General features: G+C 40.0%; 19 protein-coding genes. 14 read left to right on the top strand and 5 right to left on the bottom strand.

Going from position 1 to position 19,796, the window contains the following annotated elements; all coding sequences use genetic code 11:
- Window positions 1-17 precede the first annotated feature (17 nt).
- Window positions 18-3,824, top strand: a complete 3,807-nt coding sequence (locus AC570I_RS05270; protein WP_497404666.1) for a TIM-barrel domain-containing protein — start codon at window positions 18-20, stop codon at window positions 3,822-3,824.
- 4 nt (window positions 3,825-3,828) lie between these two features.
- Here the strand turns inward: AC570I_RS05270 and AC570I_RS05265 are convergent, their stop codons facing one another.
- Window positions 3,829-4,191, bottom strand: a complete 363-nt coding sequence (locus AC570I_RS05265) for a VOC family protein (RefSeq protein WP_047800288.1) — start codon at window positions 4,189-4,191, stop codon at window positions 3,829-3,831.
- 196 nt (window positions 4,192-4,387) lie between these two features.
- On the opposite strand from AC570I_RS05265, the gene AC570I_RS05260 reads away from it, so the two are divergent.
- The gene (locus AC570I_RS05260) at window positions 4,388-4,972 is read left to right on the top strand and encodes a YceI family protein (protein ID WP_047800289.1); all 585 of its coding nucleotides are present in this window, start codon (window positions 4,388-4,390) and stop codon (window positions 4,970-4,972) included.
- Between the two features lie 82 nt (window positions 4,973-5,054).
- On the opposite strand, the gene AC570I_RS05255 is transcribed toward AC570I_RS05260, so the two are convergent.
- On the bottom strand, window positions 5,055-5,846 hold the full coding sequence (locus tag AC570I_RS05255; protein ID WP_497404665.1) for an MBL fold metallo-hydrolase: 792 nt from the start codon (window positions 5,844-5,846) through the stop codon (window positions 5,055-5,057).
- An 83-nt stretch (window positions 5,847-5,929) separates the two neighbouring features.
- Between AC570I_RS05255 and AC570I_RS05250 the strand changes: the two genes are divergently transcribed.
- The 8 genes from AC570I_RS05250 to AC570I_RS05215 all read left to right on the top strand — a co-directional run bounded on the left by AC570I_RS05250 (window position 5,930) and on the right by AC570I_RS05215 (window position 13,121).
- A complete protein-coding gene (locus AC570I_RS05250) occupies window positions 5,930-7,255 on the top strand; it encodes a sulfatase-like hydrolase/transferase (RefSeq protein ID WP_497404664.1) in 1,326 nt (441 codons plus the stop codon).
- 99 nt (window positions 7,256-7,354) lie between these two features.
- A complete protein-coding gene (recJ, locus tag AC570I_RS05245; RefSeq protein ID WP_497404663.1) occupies window positions 7,355-9,055 on the top strand; it encodes a single-stranded-DNA-specific exonuclease RecJ in 1,701 nt (566 codons plus the stop codon).
- 36 nt (window positions 9,056-9,091) lie between these two features.
- Window positions 9,092-9,832 (top strand): LPS export ABC transporter ATP-binding protein, encoded by a 741-nt coding sequence (gene lptB / locus AC570I_RS05240; RefSeq protein ID WP_047800292.1) that lies wholly within the window; start codon window positions 9,092-9,094, stop codon window positions 9,830-9,832.
- 9 nt (window positions 9,833-9,841) lie between these two features.
- Window positions 9,842-11,365: a GH3 auxin-responsive promoter family protein gene (locus AC570I_RS05235; RefSeq protein ID WP_047800293.1), complete on the top strand. Its 1,524-nt coding sequence runs from the start codon at window positions 9,842-9,844 to the stop codon at window positions 11,363-11,365.
- Window positions 11,366-11,399: 34 nt separating this feature from the next.
- The gene (locus AC570I_RS05230) at window positions 11,400-11,825 is read left to right on the top strand and encodes a YkvA family protein (protein ID WP_497404662.1); all 426 of its coding nucleotides are present in this window, start codon (window positions 11,400-11,402) and stop codon (window positions 11,823-11,825) included.
- Window positions 11,812-12,132: a DUF2752 domain-containing protein gene (locus tag AC570I_RS05225; protein ID WP_497404661.1), complete on the top strand. Its 321-nt coding sequence runs from the start codon at window positions 11,812-11,814 to the stop codon at window positions 12,130-12,132. Before AC570I_RS05230 ends, AC570I_RS05225 begins: the two co-directional genes overlap by 14 nt.
- Window positions 12,133-12,135: 3 nt before the next feature.
- The gene (locus AC570I_RS05220; protein WP_197082414.1) at window positions 12,136-12,609 is read left to right on the top strand and encodes a CCC motif membrane protein; all 474 of its coding nucleotides are present in this window, start codon (window positions 12,136-12,138) and stop codon (window positions 12,607-12,609) included.
- 101 nt (window positions 12,610-12,710) lie between these two features.
- A complete protein-coding gene (locus tag AC570I_RS05215; protein ID WP_047800296.1) occupies window positions 12,711-13,121 on the top strand; it encodes a BrxA/BrxB family bacilliredoxin in 411 nt (136 codons plus the stop codon).
- Window positions 13,122-13,197: 76 nt separating this feature from the next.
- On the opposite strand, the gene cdaA is transcribed toward AC570I_RS05215, so the two are convergent.
- On the bottom strand, window positions 13,198-13,989 hold the full coding sequence (cdaA, locus tag AC570I_RS05210) for a diadenylate cyclase CdaA (RefSeq protein ID WP_047800297.1): 792 nt from the start codon (window positions 13,987-13,989) through the stop codon (window positions 13,198-13,200).
- A gap of 61 nt (window positions 13,990-14,050) precedes the next feature.
- On the bottom strand, window positions 14,051-14,905 hold the full coding sequence (gene folP / locus AC570I_RS05205) for a dihydropteroate synthase (protein WP_497404660.1): 855 nt from the start codon (window positions 14,903-14,905) through the stop codon (window positions 14,051-14,053).
- A gap of 98 nt (window positions 14,906-15,003) precedes the next feature.
- On the opposite strand from folP, the gene AC570I_RS05200 reads away from it, so the two are divergent.
- From AC570I_RS05200 to AC570I_RS05185, 4 genes are read left to right on the top strand one after another with little or no spacing between them, the layout of a single operon-like run.
- A complete protein-coding gene (locus AC570I_RS05200; RefSeq protein ID WP_047800299.1) occupies window positions 15,004-15,549 on the top strand; it encodes a DUF1599 domain-containing protein in 546 nt (181 codons plus the stop codon).
- On the top strand, window positions 15,549-16,700 hold the full coding sequence (locus AC570I_RS05195) for a BT_3928 family protein (RefSeq protein WP_497404659.1): 1,152 nt from the start codon (window positions 15,549-15,551) through the stop codon (window positions 16,698-16,700). The genes AC570I_RS05200 and AC570I_RS05195 overlap by 1 nt, the downstream gene beginning before the upstream one ends.
- Window positions 16,700-17,755 carry an ABC transporter permease gene (locus tag AC570I_RS05190; protein WP_497404658.1) on the top strand — a complete coding sequence of 352 codons (1,056 nt, stop codon included), beginning with the start codon at window positions 16,700-16,702 and terminating at the stop codon, window positions 17,753-17,755. Before AC570I_RS05195 ends, AC570I_RS05190 begins: the two co-directional genes overlap by 1 nt.
- Before the next feature lie 24 nt (window positions 17,756-17,779).
- The gene (locus AC570I_RS05185) at window positions 17,780-18,283 is read left to right on the top strand and encodes a shikimate kinase (protein WP_047800302.1); all 504 of its coding nucleotides are present in this window, start codon (window positions 17,780-17,782) and stop codon (window positions 18,281-18,283) included.
- Window positions 18,284-18,302: 19 nt separating this feature from the next.
- Here AC570I_RS05185 and crtD read toward each other — a convergent pair whose 3' ends face one another.
- Window positions 18,303-19,772 carry a 1-hydroxycarotenoid 3,4-desaturase CrtD gene (crtD, locus tag AC570I_RS05180; protein WP_497404657.1) on the bottom strand — a complete coding sequence of 490 codons (1,470 nt, stop codon included), beginning with the start codon at window positions 19,770-19,772 and terminating at the stop codon, window positions 18,303-18,305.
- Between the last annotated feature and the right edge of the window lie 24 nt (window positions 19,773-19,796).

Below are 19,796 nucleotides of genomic sequence, written 5' to 3'. Positions count from 1 at the left end.
CGAAAAAATCCTGAATAATGACTAATCAGTTTTCAAGTCGCAAATTGAAGTATTCGATTTTACTTGTTTTTACATCCCTCTTTCTGAGCGATTATGTTCATGCTCAAAACGTCAGGAAAATTAATTCCACTACTGTCGGGGTATCACTTAATAATGGTCAAAAATTAATTTTAGATTTCTACGGCAGTAATATTTTTCGTCTTTTTCAGGATCAGTCAGGAGGCATGTTACGCGATCCTCAGGCTAAACCAGCAGCAAAGATTCTGGTAGATAACCCTAGAAAAAGTGTTTCGGATTTAACTGTAAGCGAAGAAAAGAATGTTGTGCTTATTTCGACAAGCGAAATAAATATTCAGCTTGATAAAAATACATCGTTGTTAAAAGTATTTCATCAGAAATCGAAAACGTTGGTTCTGGAAATGGTAAAGCCTGTCGCAATCGAAGGAAACCATGTAGTGCTAACCCTCAAAGAAAATACCGGGGAATATTTTTATGGTGGAGGGGTGCAAAATGGTCGTTTTTCCCATAAAGGCAAGGCGATTGCCATTGAAAATCAAAACAGCTGGACGGATGGGGGAGTAGCGTCTCCAAACCCCTTTTATTGGTCTACCAATGGCTACGGTTTGATGTTCTACACCTTCAAAAAAGGTAAATATGACTTTGGGGCAAAAGAGAAGGGGGTGGTTAAATTAACGCACGAAACAGACTATCTTGATGTTTTCGTAATGGTTAACGATGGCGCAGTTCCGCTTTTGAACGATTTCTATCAGCTCACAGGAAATCCGGCTTTGTTACCCAAATTTGGATTTTATCAGGGGCATTTAAATGCATACAATCGTGATTACTGGAAAGAAGATGATAAAGGTATACGCTTTGAAGACGGTAAAAAATACAAAGAGAGTCAGAAAGATAACGGTGGGATTAAAGAATCGCTTAACGGGGAAAAGAATAACTATCAGTTTTCTGCCCGCGCAGTAATAGGCCGTTATAAAGCACACGACATGCCATTAGGTTGGATACTTCCTAATGATGGTTACGGTGCAGGCTATGGACAAACCGGAACTTTAGAAGGAAATATTCAGAATCTGAAAAGTTTCGGCGAATATGCCAGAAAGAATGGCGTAGAAATAGGCCTATGGACACAATCCGACCTCCATCCAAAAGCCGGTATTAGTCCGCTTTTGCAAAGAGATATTATTAAAGAAGTAAAAGATGCAGGTGTTCGTGTGCTTAAAACGGATGTGGCCTGGGTCGGAGCGGGTTACTCATTTGGCTTAAACGGTGTAGCTGATGTTGCAAAAATCACTTCTTCCTATGGCGGCAACAGTCGGCCATTCATCATTTCTCTTGATGGCTGGGCCGGTACTCAACGCTATGCAACCATTTGGAGCGGCGATCAAACCGGTGGCGTTTGGGAATACATCCGCTTCCATATTCCAACCTATATTGGCTCAGGCTTATCTGGACAGCCAAATATTACCTCTGATATGGATGGTATTTTTGGCGGTAAAAATCCGGTAGTCAACATCAGGGATTTCCAATGGAAAACTTTTACTCCAATGCAGCTGAACATGGATGGATGGGGTACAAATGAAAAATATCCACAAGCACAGGGCGAATCAGCTACGTCCATTAACCGTAATTATTTGAAACTAAAATCCCAGCTTATTCCATACACCTATAGTATCGCGAAACAAGCAGTTAATGGTTTGCCAATTGTAAGGGCCATGTTTCTGGAATATCCCAACGATTACACTAAAGGCAAAGCAACGCAATATCAATACTTGTATGGCCCGTGTTTTTTGGTGGCGCCAATTTACCAGTCTACGAAAACAGATGATAAAGGCAATGATATCCGCGATGGGATTTATTTACCTGAGGGGACGTGGATAGATTATTTTACAGGCGATAAATACGAAGGAAACCGGATCATTAATAATTTCGACACACCGCTTTGGAAACTTCCCGTGTTTGTGAAGAACGGAGCAATAATTCCAATGACGAACGCCAATAACAATGTTTCCGAAATCGATAAGAAATTACGGGTGTTTGAATTTTATCCGACAGGTAAAAGCTCATTTACGCTATATGATGATGATGGTGTAACTGAAGCATATAAATTGGGAAAAGGCACATCAACATTAATTGAAGCCGCCGTAAGTGATAAAACAGCTACAATTAAAATTGCTGCAACGACAGGAGATTTTAGTGGGTTTACGAAAGAAAAATCAACTGAACTTAAGATTAATGTAACTGAAAAACCGAAATCTGTATCTGCAACAGTCCGGAAACAAAACATTAAACTGAAAGAAGTGAGTACTTTGGCCGATTTTTTAAAAGCGGAGAATGTTTACTATTATAACCCTGCGCCCGACTTTAATCAGTTCGCTACAAAGGGAAGTGACTTTGAGAAGGTTCTAATCGTTAAAAACCCTCAGGTTTTGGTAAAACTCGCCCCAGTTGATATTACTGTTAATACAACTTCAGTAGAGATTCAGGGATTTGTATTCGCACCGGTAGATAAACAAAAGGTTAAAACTGGCGGCTTGTCCGTGCCGCAAAATGTAAAAGTAAGTGATAAAAATAACGGGGCATATACCTTAAAACCAGAATGGAAAACGGTAAGTAATGCCGATTACTATGAGATTGCTTTCGGTGGAATGAACTATAGTACTATAAAGGATACCACATTAATGTTTGATGGCCTGAATCCTGAAACGGACTATTCTTTCAAAATCCGGTCGGTAAATAAAGACGGATATTCTGACTGGGCAATATTAAATGCAAAAACAAAGCCCAATCCCCTGCAGTTCGCTATTCATGGTATTGTTGCCGAAACTACAGCAAAAAATCAGGAAAGCGAAGGCATTGAAAATCTTTTCGACTTTGATGAAAGTAATTTGTGGCATACAGTGTGGGGCACCAAATCAGTTCCCTTTGATATGATAGTGGACCTGAAATCGATTAATCAGCTGGAGAAACTTAGTTATTTACCCCGCTCAGGCAGAGGCAATGGTGTTTTGTTAAAAGGAACGGTTTATTATAGCAACGATAAAGAAAACTGGATTACAGCCGGAACTTTTGAATGGTCAAATAACGGCGATGTGAAGTCATTTATTTTTAATGGTCAACCTGTGGCCCGGTATCTTAAAATTGAAGTTACCGAAGGTGTGGGCGGTTTTGGCTCGGGTAGAGAGTTGTATGTTTTTAAGGTTCCGGGTACAGAAAGCTATTTACCGGGAGACATCAACAACGATCGCTTAATAGACAAGAACGACTTAACTTCATACATCAATTACACCGGTTTAAAAAAAGGTGATGCCGATTTCGATGGCTACATCAGTAATGGTGACATCAATAAAAATGAGGTTATTGATGCTTACGATATTTCAGTTGTAGCCACACAGCTAGACGGGGGTATTAAAAATTTAACCGCCGGAACAGTGGCAGGTAAGCTTGAACTTAGTGTCCCTAAACGAAATTATGCAAAAGACGAACCGGTTGAAATTACAGTGAAGGGTATTAATTTAACTTCAGTTAATGCGTTAAGTTTTGGCCTCCCTTACAATGCACAGGATTTTGAGTTTGAAAGTGTAAAAGCAGTTAATACCGAAGGTATGGAAAACCTAACTTATGACAGGCTACACACCGATGGCAGTAAAGTGCTTTACCCAACGTTTGTAAATGTTGGCAATAAAGAAACCATTAACGGAACTAAAGATTTATTTATCATTAAGCTCAAAGCGAAGAAGAAACTTAGTTTTGAACTTAAAGCCGTTAATGGTTTGTTAGTGGATAAGAAATTGAATTCCGTTAAGTTTTAACTAATTAACTGAAAGTTCCAAAATGCCACAAAATCCCTGATGGGTCGTGTAAAAAACATTCGCTTCCCCAGTCCTCTTTTCTGACTGGGGATATTTTTACCCCTTCATATTGGTCTGGCAAACCAAGTGCCGAGAGCGCTTCATAAAACTGGTTAACGTCATTCACCTCCATAAAAATCATCGTGTTGTCAACCCAGTCCTTCACATAGGCATCTTGCAGATAAAAGGCCATTTCGCCGCTTTTAAAAACCGACATGGTGGTGCCTAAAGTCGTTTCTTCAAAACCTAGGTCCCGGTAGAAACTTCTGGATGTTTCAAAGTCCTTGGCGCCGATAAACGGGCGGATTGATTTTGCGTAGTGATTCATGCCTTAAAATTAGCTAATCTTTGCCATGACTAAAATTTATTTGAATGATTTAAAGCGCTCATTAAACCTCAGCATATTTTTGCTGTCAATAGCATGAATTTAAATAAAACGGGTTATTTTTAAAAAACTTAACATAGGTCAATAACAATGGCCCGGCCTTAATCATATATTTGTATCATAATTTAAAAACCAGAAAATGAAATTAAAAATCTCTTCAATCTTTTTATTAGTTGCAGTTGTGTCATTATCAGCTTTTACAACTATTAAACCAGTTACTTACACTGTTGACGCAGCAAAATCAACCATCACCTGGATTGGTAAGAAAGTTACAGGTTCTCACAACGGAACAATCTCTCTACAATCAGGAACATTAAATGTTGATGGTAAAAAAGTAACAGGTGGTACTTTTACTATTGATATGAACTCTATCAAAGATGCTGATGGAAGCGCTAAATTAGAAGGTCACTTAAAAGCTGACGATTTCTTTGGAACAGCTAAATTCCCAACCGCAACATTCGTAATTACCAAAGTTACTGGTTCAGATGCAAACTTAACTGTAACAGGTAACCTAACAATTAAAGGTATTACTAAGCCATTAAGCTTCCCTGCTTCTGTAACAGTTAACACAGATGGTACGGTTTCAGCTTTAGCTGGTAAAATCACTGTTGACAGAACTAAATATGATATCCGTTACGGTTCAAAATCATTCTTCGATAGCATTGGCGACAAAGCAATTGACGATAACTTTGAAATCGGCGTAAAATTAGTAGCAAAAAAATAATTTCCACTTGATGGGAAAACAAAAAGCGCTCAATTTATTGAGCGCTTTTTTTGTGCTTATAATTTAAGCTCCGGTCTCTATCCTATCTGATTTTAAACCCACCTTCAACCTCGTCTACAAAACCTGTTGCGGCGCTTTTACCATGGTAAAACAAACATTCCCAGTTCTCTTCCGCTGCGCGCTTGCCAAACACTTTCCTTAGTTCCATCGCCTTGCGTCCATCAAAATCATATTTTGCAATAAAATTTTTAACCAGCTCTTCCGGCTCAGGCAAAACATCACCACCAAAAAACACCTTCCGATTGCCTTCTGTTAACAGAAAAACCTGGTGATTCGGACAGTGCGCTCCCGTAAATTCAAAAGAAATTGTTTCATCCAGTGAACCGTCGCCTTCTACAAAATGCAATTGTGCATTGCGCTGCACAAATTCAAAAATATCAGTGTGATATGATGAGGACGTACTACTGAAAGCCGTTTCCCATTCGCCACGGTTAATCACATATTCTGCATCAGGAAAACTCAATTCTGTTTTATCCCCAAGCTTATGGATCATACCACCAGAGTGATCATAATGCAAATGAGACATCAGCACCTTCGTTATATCTATAGGGTCGAAGCCTGCATTACGGATGTTTTTATGCAAAATCAGTTCACCGTGGTCATCACTGAAACCCAATCCCGTGTCAAACAAAACCAGATCATTTTTTAACTCAACCAAAAATGGTTGAACATTGATAAATAAAGAACCAGGACGGTCTTTAAAACTATGTATGGCAGAATCAAATGGAACAAATTTCTTTGTTGCATTAACCGAATAAGTTCCTTCGAAAAGAGTGTGGACTTGCAAAATATCGATGTTTTTAATGTACTGCAAAGTTAACAATCTATTTATTTAATCGTTTTGTTAAAATCAGTCATGTCTTATTTAATATCGTTTATGATGATTAAATTGGTGGCATGAAAAGGATTTTTACATTTCTTATATGCTCTCTGCTATTCATCAGTTTTGTCATTGCTCAAAAACGACCCAATGTTATTCTTGTCCTTGCCGATGATATGGGCTACAGCGATCTTTCATGTTACGGAAATCCTTTAATCAAAACACCTTTCCTGGATAGCATGGCTGAGAAGGGAATCATGGCGACAAACTTCGTTACTACATCGCCAACCTGCACACCGTCAAGAGCATCCCTTTTAACAGGCAGGTACTGCAGCCGGATGGATTTACCAAGACCAATTGGCCCTGGTGATAAGCGGGGAATTCCTGAAAATGAAGTCACTATTGCGCAAATGTTAAAAGAATCCGGTTATCAAACTGCTTTAGTCGGCAAATGGCACCTGGGCGATCATGGCGCCTCACTACCAAATAAAAAAGGTTTTGATGAGTTTTTTGGAACACTGTATAGTCACGACTATCGCTACCCTTATGTTAAAACAGATACTGTAATCAAGATCTTCAGAAATGCCAAACCCGAAATATACAAACCCCACGACAGTATACTAACCACCTCATACACCCGGGAATCAATCAAATTTATAAAGAAAAGCACTGAATCAAAAAAGCCATTCTTTCTATACCTTGCCCAGAATATGCCTCATCTGCCTGTTGCTTTCGCTGCGCAGAAGTTCAGGACAAAACACTCGTCGGGAGGTGAACTTGGCGATGTTATTGAAGATATGGACGAAGGTTTGGCACAAATCTGGAAACAGGTCGTCGCATCAGGCCAGGCCGATAACACCATTTTTATTTTTACCAGTGATAACGGCCCCTGGATTAACGCACCACAACGCATGTATGATGATGGTTTCACGAAATTTTATCATGTGGGTACAGCTGGATTCTTTAAAGGCTCTAAAGGAATTTCCTATGAAGCCGGACACCGCGTGCCCTTCATCATCTACTGGAAGGGCCATACCCTGAAAGATAACCAATTCTCAAAACCTTTCTCTAACCTTGATGTTTTGCCTACACTCGCAAAATGGACAGGCTCCAGACTGCCCGTTCAAACACTCGACGGAGAATCAATAGCAGATTTGCTTACTGATAAAGATTTTAATAAACCCCACCGACCCATTTACTACCACAATTATGTGCTCGAAGGGGTTAAAGATGGCGACTGGAAACTCCGCTCTACAAAAAACGGAGAGCAGACGCTAATGGAGCTCTTCAATCTTTCATGGGATCCCTCAGAACGCGTCAATCTTTTTGATGATCCGAAATACGCAACCCAAAAAGCCAGTTTACTTAAACTCCTGGCGGAATATCCTGGAAATAAAAAATAAATTAACATTCTGAAATAAAGCGCCTCACTTTCGCAGCTACTTAAATTGGTGGAACAATATTTAATTTAAATGTATATTTACTCTTCGGAGATAGAATAAATGGAAAAAAGATGGGTAAAAGCATCAGTTTGTAACGATGATACGGTAACCAAAATTACAGAAGCGCTCAACATTGACCGTTCACTTGCGCAGATATTGGTGCAACGGAATATCTGCAGTTTTGAGGAGGCAAAAGATTTCTTCCGCCCGGATCTCAATCACCTTCATAATCCTTTTTTGATGAAGGATATGGATGTCGCCATCCAGAGAATCGATGATGCATTGGCCAGTCATGAAAAAATATTGATCTACGGCGATTATGATGTAGATGGCACAACTTCGGTTGCCCTGGCCTTTAGTTTCTTCTCCCAGCTTACCGAAAATATTGAATATTACATTCCCGACCGTTATCTGGAAGGTTATGGAATTTCAACCGCTGGGATCGATTACGCCCATCAAAATGGATTTACGCTGATTATCGCCCTTGATTGTGGAATCAAATCGGTTGACAAAATTGACTATGCAAATCAGTTGGGCATCGATTTTATCATTTGTGATCACCACTTGCCTGGGGCCGAGATCCCTGCCGCGGTTGCGGTGCTGGATCCAAAACGGGAAGATTGTGATTATCCCTTTAAAGAATTAGCTGGCTGTGGCATCGGATTCAAACTTGCACAAGCCTATTCGCAAAAACACCACCTGCCTAAAGAAAACTTTTTGCAATACCTAGATCTTGTCATGATCAGTATTGCCGCCGATATTGTTCCTATAGTTGGCGAAAACAGAATTCTTGCCTATTACGGTTTAAAAAAACTCAATACAAACCCTTGTGAGGGCCTAAGGGCTTTAATGGAAGTTTCCGGTAAAAAGGAAAACTACACCATTATGGATGTGGTATTTACCCTCGGCCCGCGTATTAATGCAGCCGGGCGGATAGATCATGCCAAGCATGCTGTAGCCATGTTGCTTTGCCAGGAAGATGGAAACGCCCTGGAACAAAGTGAAATCATTAACCTCAAAAATACCGAACGTAAAGCCTTCGATCAGGATATTACCCGTGAAGCACTCGCGTTGATCGGTGATAGTGAAATACTCATAAACAAAAAAACTACCGTTGTTTTTAATGAAAACTGGCATAAGGGTGTCATCGGTATTGTGGCATCCAGATTAACAGAAACGTACTACAGACCAACAATAGTACTCACCAAATCCAACGGACACGTGGCGGGCTCTTGCCGCTCGGTAATTGGTTTCGATCTTTACGAGGCGCTAAGCGGATGTTCCCATCTGCTTGACCAGTATGGAGGTCATAAGTTTGCTGCAGGCCTAACCATGCAGGAGCATAATGTAGATGCCTTTGCCGATAAGTTCGAAGAAATTGTATCCGCCAGCATTACTTCAGAGCAGCTAACGCCAATGATTAAAATTGATGCAGAAATAGAATTATCTCAAATTAATGGTAAGTTCTATCGCATTCTGGCACAAATGGGGCCGTTCGGTCCCGAAAATTTAGCACCCGTATTTGTAACCCACCAGGTGTACCTCGATAAGCCGGCAATGACGGTTGGCGCAAATCATTTAAAAATAAATATTAAACAACAAAATTCGCCTATTTTTGAGGGCATTGCATTTGGGTTGGCCGAATTTCAAAATCTTCTGCAACCAAAAGTTCCGTTTTCTGTTTGTTATACAATAGAGGAAAATGTTTGGAGAGACAAAAAGCGTTTGCAACTCAATATTAAAGGTATAAAAGTGAATTAGCTAACCTCATAACCCTAACAGGTTGAAATAAAACATATGATATTAAGAGCCGAAAATCTGGTAAAAAAATATAAGCAGCGTACTGTGGTAAACGACGTGTCGTTCAGTGTGAGTCAGGGCGAAATAGTTGGCCTTCTAGGACCAAATGGTGCGGGGAAAACCACTTCATTTTATATGATTGTGGGCTTAATCAAACCAAATGAAGGCCGTATCTTTTTGGAAGAAGAAGACATTACTGAAGACGCCATGTATCGCCGTGCTCAAAAAGGTATTGGTTACCTGGCCCAGGAAGCGTCTGTTTTTAGAAAGCTTACTGTAGAAGATAATATCCTCGCCATACTCGAAATGAGTAATCTGAGCAAAGAAGAACAAAAGCATAAACTGGAGGAACTGATTAATGAGTTCAGTCTGCACAAAGTGCGCAAAAACAGAGGCGATTTATTATCAGGAGGAGAACGACGCAGAACTGAAATTGCACGTGCCCTCGCTGCTAATCCTAATTTCATATTGTTGGATGAACCTTTCGCCGGGGTAGACCCGATTGCTGTTGAAGAAATCCAGAGTATTGTAGCTAAACTTAAACACAAGAATATCGGAATTCTAATTACCGATCATAATGTGCAGGAAACACTTTCAATTACTGATAGGGCTTATCTGCTGTTTGAGGGCAAAATTCTTGAGCAAGGTGTGCCCGAAGTTTTGGCGGAGAATGAAATGGTTAGAAAGGTTTACCTTGGCTCGAACTTTGTGCTCAAACGTAAAAAATTCGATGTCTAATTAAAGCTAATGGCAATTGTAAATTCAATTTTTACCTGGTTAATGAAAAAGCGGATCCACCAGATCGAGCTTTTTATGAAATATCCCCATGATGTACAGCAGGAGTGGTTTCACACTTTAATTGATAGTGCCGAAAATACCGAATGGGGTAGGATGTACGATTATAAAACCATTCTTACCCCTCAGCAATACCAGGAACGTGTTCCCATCCAGAATTACGACACCCTGAAACCTTATATCGAAAGGATGCTTGCCGGTGAACAGAATATACTCTGGCCATCAGATATTAAATGGTTTGCCAAATCATCAGGAACTACAAGCGACAGGAGCAAATTTATTCCGGTTTCCAAAGAAAGTCTGGAAGAATGCCATTTTAAAGGTGGCAAAGATATGCTCTCTATTTATTGCAATAATCGTCCGGAAAACCAGATGTTTACCGGGAAAGGACTTGTTTTAGGAGGGAGCCATCAGGTAAACCAACTAAATGAAGATTGTTTTTACGGCGATCTTTCAGCCGTATTGATTAAAAACCTACCCATTTGGGCCGAGTTTTACCGCACACCAGATATGTCCATCGCCCTGATGGATAACTATGAAATAAAAATGGATCGGATGGCGGAAGCGACCATTCATGAAAATGTTACCAGTATTTCTGGCGTTCCCACATGGACTATTGTCCTCGCAAAAAAAGTTTTAGAACTAACTGGTAAGCAAAACCTGCTCGAAGTGTGGCCAAATTTAGAGGTTTACATCCATGGGGCTGTTAATTTTACACCCTACCGCGAGCAATTCAAACAATTAATCCCTTCAAACGACATGTATTACCTCGAAACCTATAATGCTTCCGAGGGATTTTTTGGCATACAGGATCAGGATGATTCAGAAGAAATGTTGCTGATGTTAGATTATGGCATTTTCTACGAATTTATCCCAATGGAAAATATTGGTGAAGAAAATCCACAGGCACTGCTGTTGGGAGAAGTAGAACTCCATAAAAATTATGCTATTGTAATTTCTACCAACGGTGGATTATGGCGGTACATGATTGGTGATACGATTCAGTTCACCTCTCTGGCTCCCTATCGCATCAAAATCACTGGTCGTACAAAACATTTTATCAATGCTTTTGGTGAGGAAGTAATCATAGATAATGCTGAACAGGCACTAACAAAAGCATGCTGTGCTACGGGGGCTGAAATTAAAGATTATACTGCGGGTCCTATTTATTTTGAGGGAGAGAAAGCAGGAGGCCATGAATGGATCATTGAATTTGATACACAACCAGATGACTTCGAGAAATTTGTCGATATCCTCGATCAAACCCTTCGGGAAATTAATTCGGATTACGATGCAAAGCGATTTAAGGATATGGCTTTATGTCGCCCGAAAGTTCACAATGCGGCTCCCAATACTTTCTATAACTGGCTGAAATCGAAAGATAAATTAGGAGGGCAACACAAGGTGCCACGCCTGGCAAATGAACGCAAGTATCTGGATGATATCCTGGAAATACTCAAGTCTGCAGCTGCTTAATAAAATATGGATTGGTAATTGCTGTATCTTGTGTATGGGTCTGAACACAAATAAAATACTCAATCTTTTCAAAAAATCGCAGAGCAGAGCATCAGCGATCCTAAAAGATAAATCAAAAGCCAGCGTCACCGTCGAAAATGCGCTCGGAAAAGCCGTATCCAATAGAAGTGACTTAGAAGGCGTTTGGGATAAAATGGTATTGCTGTTAGCCGTTTCGAAAGATTTTATCAATGGAAACTACACCGCAATTCCTAAACGCTCAATTATTGCCATACTCGGCGGCTTGGTATATTTTCTTTCTCCGATCGATGTAGTGCCCGACTTTGTTCCGGTTTTAGGTTTTATAGATGATATTTTTGTTTTAAATCTGGTTTATAAACAGGTTCTTAAAGACCTGGAAGAATATAAAACCTGGAAAAGCGGCCAAGGTAAATTAGTCAGTATCGATGGCGAATCATAACAGTTTAGCTAACTGGCTTAGTCATCATCTTTTTGCATGTCCTTTCAAAGCTTACTTTGGCTTTGATTGTCCGGGCTGTGGCTTCCAGCGCTCAGTCATCTCATTATTTAAAGGTAATATTGCAGAGTCATTCCGATTTTATCCCGCAACTATGCCTATCCTTTTTCTTGCGGTGTTTGCCATCATTCACCTTAGCATGGATGTTAAAACAGGTGCCAGCATAATTAAAATCGCTTATGCAGGTATTGCAATAATTATCTTAATCAACTACATTTATAAAATATCTACTCATCAACTTATCAGCTAATCTATGTCAGAAGAACAAGATAATTCTCACGAGCACAAGCCTATAGATTTAAGTAAAAACGAAAGCAGTACAGAACCACCGGTTAACCCCGGCTTTTCTGCTCCTCCACCGTTTCAGCAACCTCCGCCATTTGGACAGTTTCAAGGTGGTTTTGGAATGGGACAGCAAAATCTCCCTAACGCAACAGCTGCGTTGGTATTAGGAATTATTGCACTGCCGGCATGTTGCTTTTACGGCATATTCGGCATTGTCTTCGGTATTATCGCGTGGATTCTGGGTGCTGGCGATGTAAAAAAATATCATCAGAATCCAGGATTATATAGCGAATCGTCCTATAAAAATGCAAAAGCAGGAAAAATCTGTGGGATGATTGCTACAATATTGAGTGTGCTGTTTATTGGTATAATCATATTGTTTGTAGTTGGTGCATTAACCCACCCTCAGGCATATGATAACTTCTTTAAAGGTTTCCATTAAGCATAAGCTTAATTTTACCTTAAAAATATAAATCGGATGTTGCATGACATCCGATTTTCTTATTTTTGTACGGTAAAACTGTAATTAAAAAAACTAACATAATGTATCCGGAATATTTAGTAGAACCAATGCGTAAGGAATTAACTAACGTAGGTTTTGAAGAATTAAAAAATGCACAGGAAGTTGATCAAGCCATTAAAGGTGAGGGAACTGTGTTTGTTGTTGTAAACTCTGTATGTGGTTGCGCGGCGGCTAACGCTCGTCCTGCAGCAAGAGCAGCGGCAGCTCACGCAAAACACCCTGATAAACTGGTAACGGTTTTTGCTGGAATGGAAAAAGAAGCTGTAGATCAGGCGAGAAGTCACATGATGCCTTTCCCTCCATCATCGCCAGCTATGGCTTTGTTCAAAGATGGTAAACTGGTTCATATGATCGAACGTCATCAAATCGAAGGCCGTCCGGCACAAATGATTGCTGATAATCTGATTGGCGCGTTTGAGCAATATTGCTAGAAAATTATCATGAAGAATCGGCAATAGAGAATTGTTCTATCGTTTGCCGATTCTTCATTCTTTAGTATTACCTCACTCAAAAATCTTTGTTGAGTAATTTCTCAAGCTCTCCAAACGATACATTCATTCTTACCCTGCCTTGTTTGGCATAAGAAATCTCGCCTGTTTCTTCTGAGATAATCACCGCCACGGCATCTGTAGTTTCTGAAACACCAATACCTGCCCGGTGCCTTAAACCAAATTGCGAAGGCAACTGGTCATTATCCGTTAGCGGTAAAATGCAGCTGGCACTTTTAATCTTATTTTCAGAAATCACCACCGCACCATCATGCAGTGGACTATTCTTCTGAAATATGCTCTCCAGCAGGCGTTTTGAGATTTTTGCATCCACCACTTCGCAGCTATTCGCGAAAAACTGCTCATCATAAAACTTTACAAATACAATCAAAGCTCCCGTACGGGTTTTTTTCATGGTTTTGCATGCATCAATAATAGGCTTTATTCGTGTTAAGTTATTTCTTTCAATTTCTTTCCGTCCAAACAGATAACCCCACCAGGCTTTGTTTTTTTGCAGAAAAGCATTCTTACCGATAAGTAGCAGAAAGCGCCGTATTTCTGGATGAAAAATTACGATAAGTGCAATAATACCCACACTCATGAACTTTTCAATAATGGTAGTGAGCAATTTCATATGCAGGGCATCCACCACTCGATAAAAAATCGCAATGATAAGCATGCCTACCAAAAGGTTTACAGCAAGGGTATTACGGATTAGGGTGTAGACATAGTAAATCAAAAGCGCCACAAGCACAATATCCACCACGTCGGTAACCGTAAACTGCACGAAATCGAAATCAAGTCCTTTCATTTAGGCACAAGATAGCAAAACCCTTAGCAGTTTACAATTTTGAGTTTTATATATTCAAAAATTATGAATGCAGCATTTCAACCAGTTTCACACACTCTACCGCTTCCTTAACGTCATGTACCCTTAAAATACCCGCCCCTTTTTGCAGTGCAATGGTGTTCAGTACAGATGTTCCGTTCAGTGCCTCAGCTGCAGTATTGCCTAATACTTTATGGATCATCCCTTTTCTTGAAAACCCCACTAGTACCGGAAGATTAAATATTTTCAAGTCTTCCATTTCATTTAATAACTGATAATTATGTGCAATGCTTTTGCCGAAACCAAAACCGGGATCAATGATAATATCGTGAATATGTAATGCTTTCAGTGCAGCAACTTTTCTAGCTAAGTAATCAATCACATCAAGGGTTACATGTTTATAAACGGGATTTTGCTGCATGTTTTGTGGAGTACCCCGCATGTGCATTATCATATAGGGCACCTGATGTCTGGCAACAACTTCAAACATCCCGCTATCCATGTCGCCACTGGCAATATCGTTTATGATATGCGCCCCTGTTAATATCGTCTCTTCCGCAACCTTAGCCCTGAAAGTGTCAATAGAAATAATCGCTTCAGGTATTTTCTTACTGATATTTTCAACTACGGGAAGTAATCGGCCCAGCTCTTCTTCTGTGGAAATGTCCTTTGCACCAGGACGGGAAGAATATCCCCCAATATCAATAAAGGTTGCGCCCTCATTCAGCAATTGTTCCGACTTGCGAAGTGCCTCGTCAACAGATTTTGAACGGCTGCTGCTGTAAAAAGAATCAGGAGTAATATTCACTATTCCCATAACTTTTGCCGTGCTTAAATCAATCAGTTTACCTTTGATATTTAAAGTTTGACGGGGTTCAAAAAAGTTTTTTTCTGCCATAATAAACCCTTTCGGGATTTGGGTTTCGCTTTAAAAATGTATCTTTAGCTTTTGTTGTTTCGCAGCAAAAATACATTAAAACTAAATATTTTACCGAATTGGCACAAACAAATACCGCTATAGAATTTGATGAAGTGATCGCAGTTTGCAGGTCTTTATTTCTTAAAAAAACAAAAGATTACGGAACCGCTTGGCGCATTTTAAGGCCAAGTTCTATTACCGATCAGATTTTTATCAAAGCGCAGCGTATCCGTACGCTGGAGGAAAAAAAAGTTAGCCTGGTAGGAGAGGGTGCCACCTCCGAGTATATAGGGATTGTAAACTATTGTGTAATAGCCATGATGCAGCTCGAATTAACTGATGCTGATCCGAATGAACTTCAGTATGAGCTCGTAGAACGTTTGTTTGAGGAAAAAGTTAAGGAAACTAAAGACCTTATGTTTGCGAAAAACCACGATTATGGCGAAGCCTGGAGGGATATGCGCATCAGTTCACTAACGGACTTGATTTTGATGAAGATTTTTCGTGTCAAACAAATAGAAGACAACGAAGGACAAACCCTCGCATCTGAAGGAGTTAAGGCCAATTACCAGGATATGCTCAACTATTCAGTTTTTGCGTTGATTAAATTAGGAGTTAAATAATGAAAAATATTGCTTTAGGCTTTTCCCGATTTTTTGTAGGTGCACTTTTTATATTTTCAGGCTTAATTAAAGCAAATGATCCGCTCGGTTTTGGCTATAAGTTACAAGAGTATTTCGAGGTTTTCCATCTTAATTTTCTTAACGGTGCAGCCACATCAATAGCCATTCTGTTATGCACGCTCGAAATTGTTCTGGGTGCTCTTTTATTGTTGGGCTTCTGGAGCAAAAAGGTAGCATGGGGTTTACTGTTGCTAATCATATTCTTTACCCTTTTAACCTTCATTTCTGCAGCTTTTAAAGTAGTAACCAGTTGTGGTTGCTTCGGAGATGCTATCCCCTTAACACCTTGGCAATCTTTTAGTAAAGACTTGATTTTGCTGGTTTTAATTATCATAATCTTTTTATACAAAGATCGCATTAAACCACTTTTCAGCAAAGAATCTTCACAGCGCAATATTGCAATTTTTGTTACCCTTATTTCTTTGGGTTTCGGCCTTTTTACCTATAATGTTTTGCCTGTTATCGATTTTCTTCCCTATAAAGTGGGCGCCCACATTCCTTCATTAATGGTCATCCCTTCCGGAGAAAAACCAGATGAATTTGAGATTATGTATCACCTCAAAAACAAGAAAACAAAAGAGGAAAAGGATATGAGCGACAAGGCATACCTTAAAACGGAAATCTGGAAAGATAATAACTGGGAAATAATTGGAGAGCCCACTAAACGCCTCGTTAAAAAGGGATACGAGCCCAAAATTAAAGACCTCATTATAACTGATGCTTCAGGTACCGATTACACCAAAGAGCTGATCGAAAACCCATATTATAGTCTGGTTTTTGTGGCGTACGATTTGCGTAATACAAATGAAAGGGCTATCGCAAAACTGAATGCTTTGGCCATAAATGCCACCCAGCAATTTAATATCCGCACAGTGTTATTAACCTCCAACTCAGCTCAGGATGCCGAAGCCTTTATCAAAAAGAACAATCTGTTTTCAGAAGTGTTTTATGCCGATGCCGTTCCGCTAAAAAGCATGGTTAGAGCTAATCCAGGTGTTATTCTATTACGAAATGGTGTAATTGTAAATAAATGGCATAATCACAATGTGCCTACATTCGACCAGCTGAGTAGAAAGTATTTCGATAAATAATGATTGCATACGCACTAAAAAAACTATTATACGGAATACTGGTAATGGCCGGTATCATACTGGTTGTTTTTGTGCTTTTCAACATCCTCCCCGGAGATCCTGCCAGGATGACCATGGGACAAAGGGCCGACGTTCAATCGCTGGAAGCCGTTCGTAAAGAGTTTGGTCTCGATAAGTCCAGGCCAGAACAGTTTGTGCTTTATGTGAACGATCTTTCACCTATCAGTATTTTGGATAACGACGATGCCGCAGCGAAGAAGTATAGATATGTAAAGCTGATTGATTTTACTAACAAAGCCCTTGTATTGAAATGGCCTTACCTCAGAAGCTCTTACCAAACGAAGAGAGATGTGCGGGATATTCTGGGGGAAACTGTCCCAAATACTTTTATCCTGGCATTAACGGCCATGATCTTTGCCACAATCATTGGTGTGTTTCTAGGCGTGGTTTCTGCTGTATATAAAGACACATGGATTGATAAATCCGCAAATGCTTTTGCCATCATGGGTATATCTGCGCCTTCATTTTTCGCAGGAATCATCATTGCATGGTTATTCGGGTTTGTATTAAGTGATTATACAGGTTTGAAAATGAGCGGTAGTTTATATTCTTATGATCCTTTTAACGGCGAAATACTCACACTAAAAAACCTCTGGTTGCCAATGGTTACACTGGGGCTTCGTCCGCTGGCAATCATCGTCCAGCTTACAAGAAGCGCCATGTTAGATGTACTCGCTCAGGATTATATCCGTACAGCACGGGCCAAGGGCCTCGATAGCAAAACAATCATTTATAAGCATGCCTTAAAAAATGCACTTAACCCGGTAATTACGGCCATTTCAGGATGGTTCGCCTCACTATTGGCAGGCTCTTTTTTTGTAGAATACATCTTTGGTTACAATGGTTTGGGACGAACAACTGTAGCAGCCCTGGAGATGTCTGATTTCCCGGTGGTCATGGGCTCAATATTATTTATAGCCTTAGTTTTTGTAGTCATCAATATCCTTGTTGATGTATTATATGCTTACATCGATCCGAGAATAAAATTAGCTTAACATTAATTTAAAATTAATATACAGATGAAAATCTTTTTAGTCGGATATATGGGCTGCGGCAAAAGTACCAAAGCCAAGCAACTGGCACACCGGCTGGATTGTCCGGTTATTGATCTTGACGCAGAGATTGTTTCCAAAACCGGAAAAACAATTGCTGAATACTTCACGGAATTTGGTGAAAGCGGTTTTCGGGATTACGAAAGTGAAATGCTTAAAACATTTGATTATCCCGAACATTGTGTAGTGGCAACAGGAGGCGGCTTACCATGCTTTTTTGATAATATGCAATGGATGAATACGCATGGCGAAACGGTTTATCTTCAAATGGCACCGGCTGCCTTGGTATCAAGACTGCACAACCGCCAGAAACGCCCGCTGATTAAGGATCTTAATGACGAGCAACTATTGGAATTTATAAAAGTAAAACTCCTGGAAAGAGACCCCTTTTATACGCAGGCAAAGATCATTGTCGATGCTTTCGATCTAGATGGTGAAAAACTGGAAGCAGCAATAAAAGGAAAGGCATAGTAACAATCTCACATTCCAATTATTCGACATTTTTTATTTCCTGATCGATTATCTTTGCCGACAAAAGCGCCAATGGAATTCCCCCTCCGGGATGGACACTCCCGCCGCAAAAGTACAATCCGTTGATTTTAGTGCTGAAATTGGAGTGCCTCAGAAAGGCCGAAAACTGATTATTTGAACTGTTTCCGTACAATGAGCCCTGGTAAGAGCCTGTTCTCATTTCTATACTACGCGGATCGAGTATCTCCTCGCATAAAATATCACCGCTAATATCCTTGTTGAGGATACGGTTAATTTTGCTGATGATATTTTGCTTTGCAGACAGGATTAAACTATCCCAATCCTGACTGCTGTTGGCAGGAACATTAATCATGACGAACCAGTTTTCGTGTCCATCCGGCGCATCAGTTTTAACGTGTTTAGCACTGATATTGATATAAACCGTTGGATCTTTATAAATGGCTTTGGCTCCCCATATCGCATCAAACTCGGCCTTGTAATCTTCCGCAAACATGATATTGTGCAGGCCAAGTTCAGGGTAATGGCCCTTAATTCCCCAGTAAAAAATCAGTGCCGAGCTGCTTCTTTCCTGAGTTAATAATTTCGTTGGAGGCGGGAGTTTTTTCAGCAGGTCACGGTAAGTAAACCAGATATCCAGATTTGAAATTACTAGTTCTGCAGGAATTAAAGTACCGTCCTCCTTAACCCCGATAACTTTTGCTCTATCATAAACGATCTCAGTCACCTTTGTATTAAAGTGGAATTTTACCCCAACATCTTTAGCGAGTTGGGTTAACGATGACGTAATACTATGCATTCCCTGTTTTGGGATAAAAGCACCAAAATGATATTCGAAATGCGGAATTACATTTAAGGTTGCGGGTGCCTGATAGGGGTTTGAACCATTATAAGTCGCATAGCGGTTAAATAACTGGGCTATTCTTTGATCTTTGAAAGAATGAGTATTAGCGTCTGCCTGTGTTCTGAATGCATCAATCTCGCCAAACCGAAATACCGATTTCAGCGTATCCCAATGTATAAAGCTTTTGATTTTATGAATAGATCGTTCAAGAAATACCCGGTGGGTAACATCGTATATTGTCTCGCTTTTTGCCAGAAATTTTTTGATTTCCTGAGCAGTTGAATTTGTTTTCTGTTCAATCTCTTTTGCAAATTCATCCAGGTCTGCCTTAGCGGTTAATGTAAGCCCATCCTCATAGAAATATTTACATATCTCATCTAATTTTTCATACTGGAAATAATCACCTGGATTTTTACCTGCAAGCTGGAAAAGTTCATCCACATATTGTGGCATGGTAAAAAGACTTGGCCCGGCATCAAAACGGAACCCATCAATGCAAATTTCGGTAAGCTTTCCGCCAGGGTAACCGTTAGCCTCAAATACCGCTACATCATAACCCTTTACGGCCATTCTGATGGCTGAAGCAATCCCTGCAACCCCTGAACCAACAATTATTGCTTTTGGCATGATGCGAAAATAGGATAAATATTT

It is taken from the genome of Pedobacter sp. A2324, from assembly GCF_059693705.1.
Note: the sequence above shows the minus strand (reverse complement) of the source record. Positions and strands in the feature narration are given on the sequence as shown.

Excerpts from the sequence above, each read along its gene's own strand:
- AC570I_RS05260 (WP_047800289.1), top strand. The coding sequence starts at position 4,388 with ATGAAATTAAAAATCTCTTCAATCTTTTTATTAGTTGCAGTTGTGTCA.
- AC570I_RS05225 (WP_497404661.1), top strand. The coding sequence starts at position 11,812 with ATGGCGAATCATAACAGTTTAGCTAACTGGCTTAGTCATCATCTTTTT.
- cdaA (WP_047800297.1), bottom strand. The coding sequence starts at position 13,989 with ATGAAAGGACTTGATTTCGATTTCGTGCAGTTTACGGTTACCGACGTG.
- AC570I_RS05250 (WP_497404664.1), top strand. The coding sequence starts at position 5,930 with ATGAAAAGGATTTTTACATTTCTTATATGCTCTCTGCTATTCATCAGT.
- folP (WP_497404660.1), bottom strand. The coding sequence starts at position 14,905 with ATGGCAGAAAAAAACTTTTTTGAACCCCGTCAAACTTTAAATATCAAA.
- AC570I_RS05185 (WP_047800302.1), top strand. The coding sequence starts at position 17,780 with ATGAAAATCTTTTTAGTCGGATATATGGGCTGCGGCAAAAGTACCAAA.
- AC570I_RS05270 (WP_497404666.1), top strand. The coding sequence starts at position 18 with ATGACTAATCAGTTTTCAAGTCGCAAATTGAAGTATTCGATTTTACTT.
- crtD (WP_497404657.1), bottom strand. The coding sequence starts at position 19,772 with ATGCCAAAAGCAATAATTGTTGGTTCAGGGGTTGCAGGGATTGCTTCA.
- AC570I_RS05230 (WP_497404662.1), top strand. The coding sequence starts at position 11,400 with ATGGGTCTGAACACAAATAAAATACTCAATCTTTTCAAAAAATCGCAG.
- AC570I_RS05190 (WP_497404658.1), top strand. The coding sequence starts at position 16,700 with ATGATTGCATACGCACTAAAAAAACTATTATACGGAATACTGGTAATG.
- AC570I_RS05265 (WP_047800288.1), bottom strand. The coding sequence starts at position 4,191 with ATGAATCACTACGCAAAATCAATCCGCCCGTTTATCGGCGCCAAGGAC.
- AC570I_RS05220 (WP_197082414.1), top strand. The coding sequence starts at position 12,136 with ATGTCAGAAGAACAAGATAATTCTCACGAGCACAAGCCTATAGATTTA.
- AC570I_RS05215 (WP_047800296.1), top strand. The coding sequence starts at position 12,711 with ATGTATCCGGAATATTTAGTAGAACCAATGCGTAAGGAATTAACTAAC.
- lptB (WP_047800292.1), top strand. The coding sequence starts at position 9,092 with ATGATATTAAGAGCCGAAAATCTGGTAAAAAAATATAAGCAGCGTACT.
- recJ (WP_497404663.1), top strand. The coding sequence starts at position 7,355 with ATGGAAAAAAGATGGGTAAAAGCATCAGTTTGTAACGATGATACGGTA.
- AC570I_RS05195 (WP_497404659.1), top strand. The coding sequence starts at position 15,549 with ATGAAAAATATTGCTTTAGGCTTTTCCCGATTTTTTGTAGGTGCACTT.
- AC570I_RS05235 (WP_047800293.1), top strand. The coding sequence starts at position 9,842 with ATGGCAATTGTAAATTCAATTTTTACCTGGTTAATGAAAAAGCGGATC.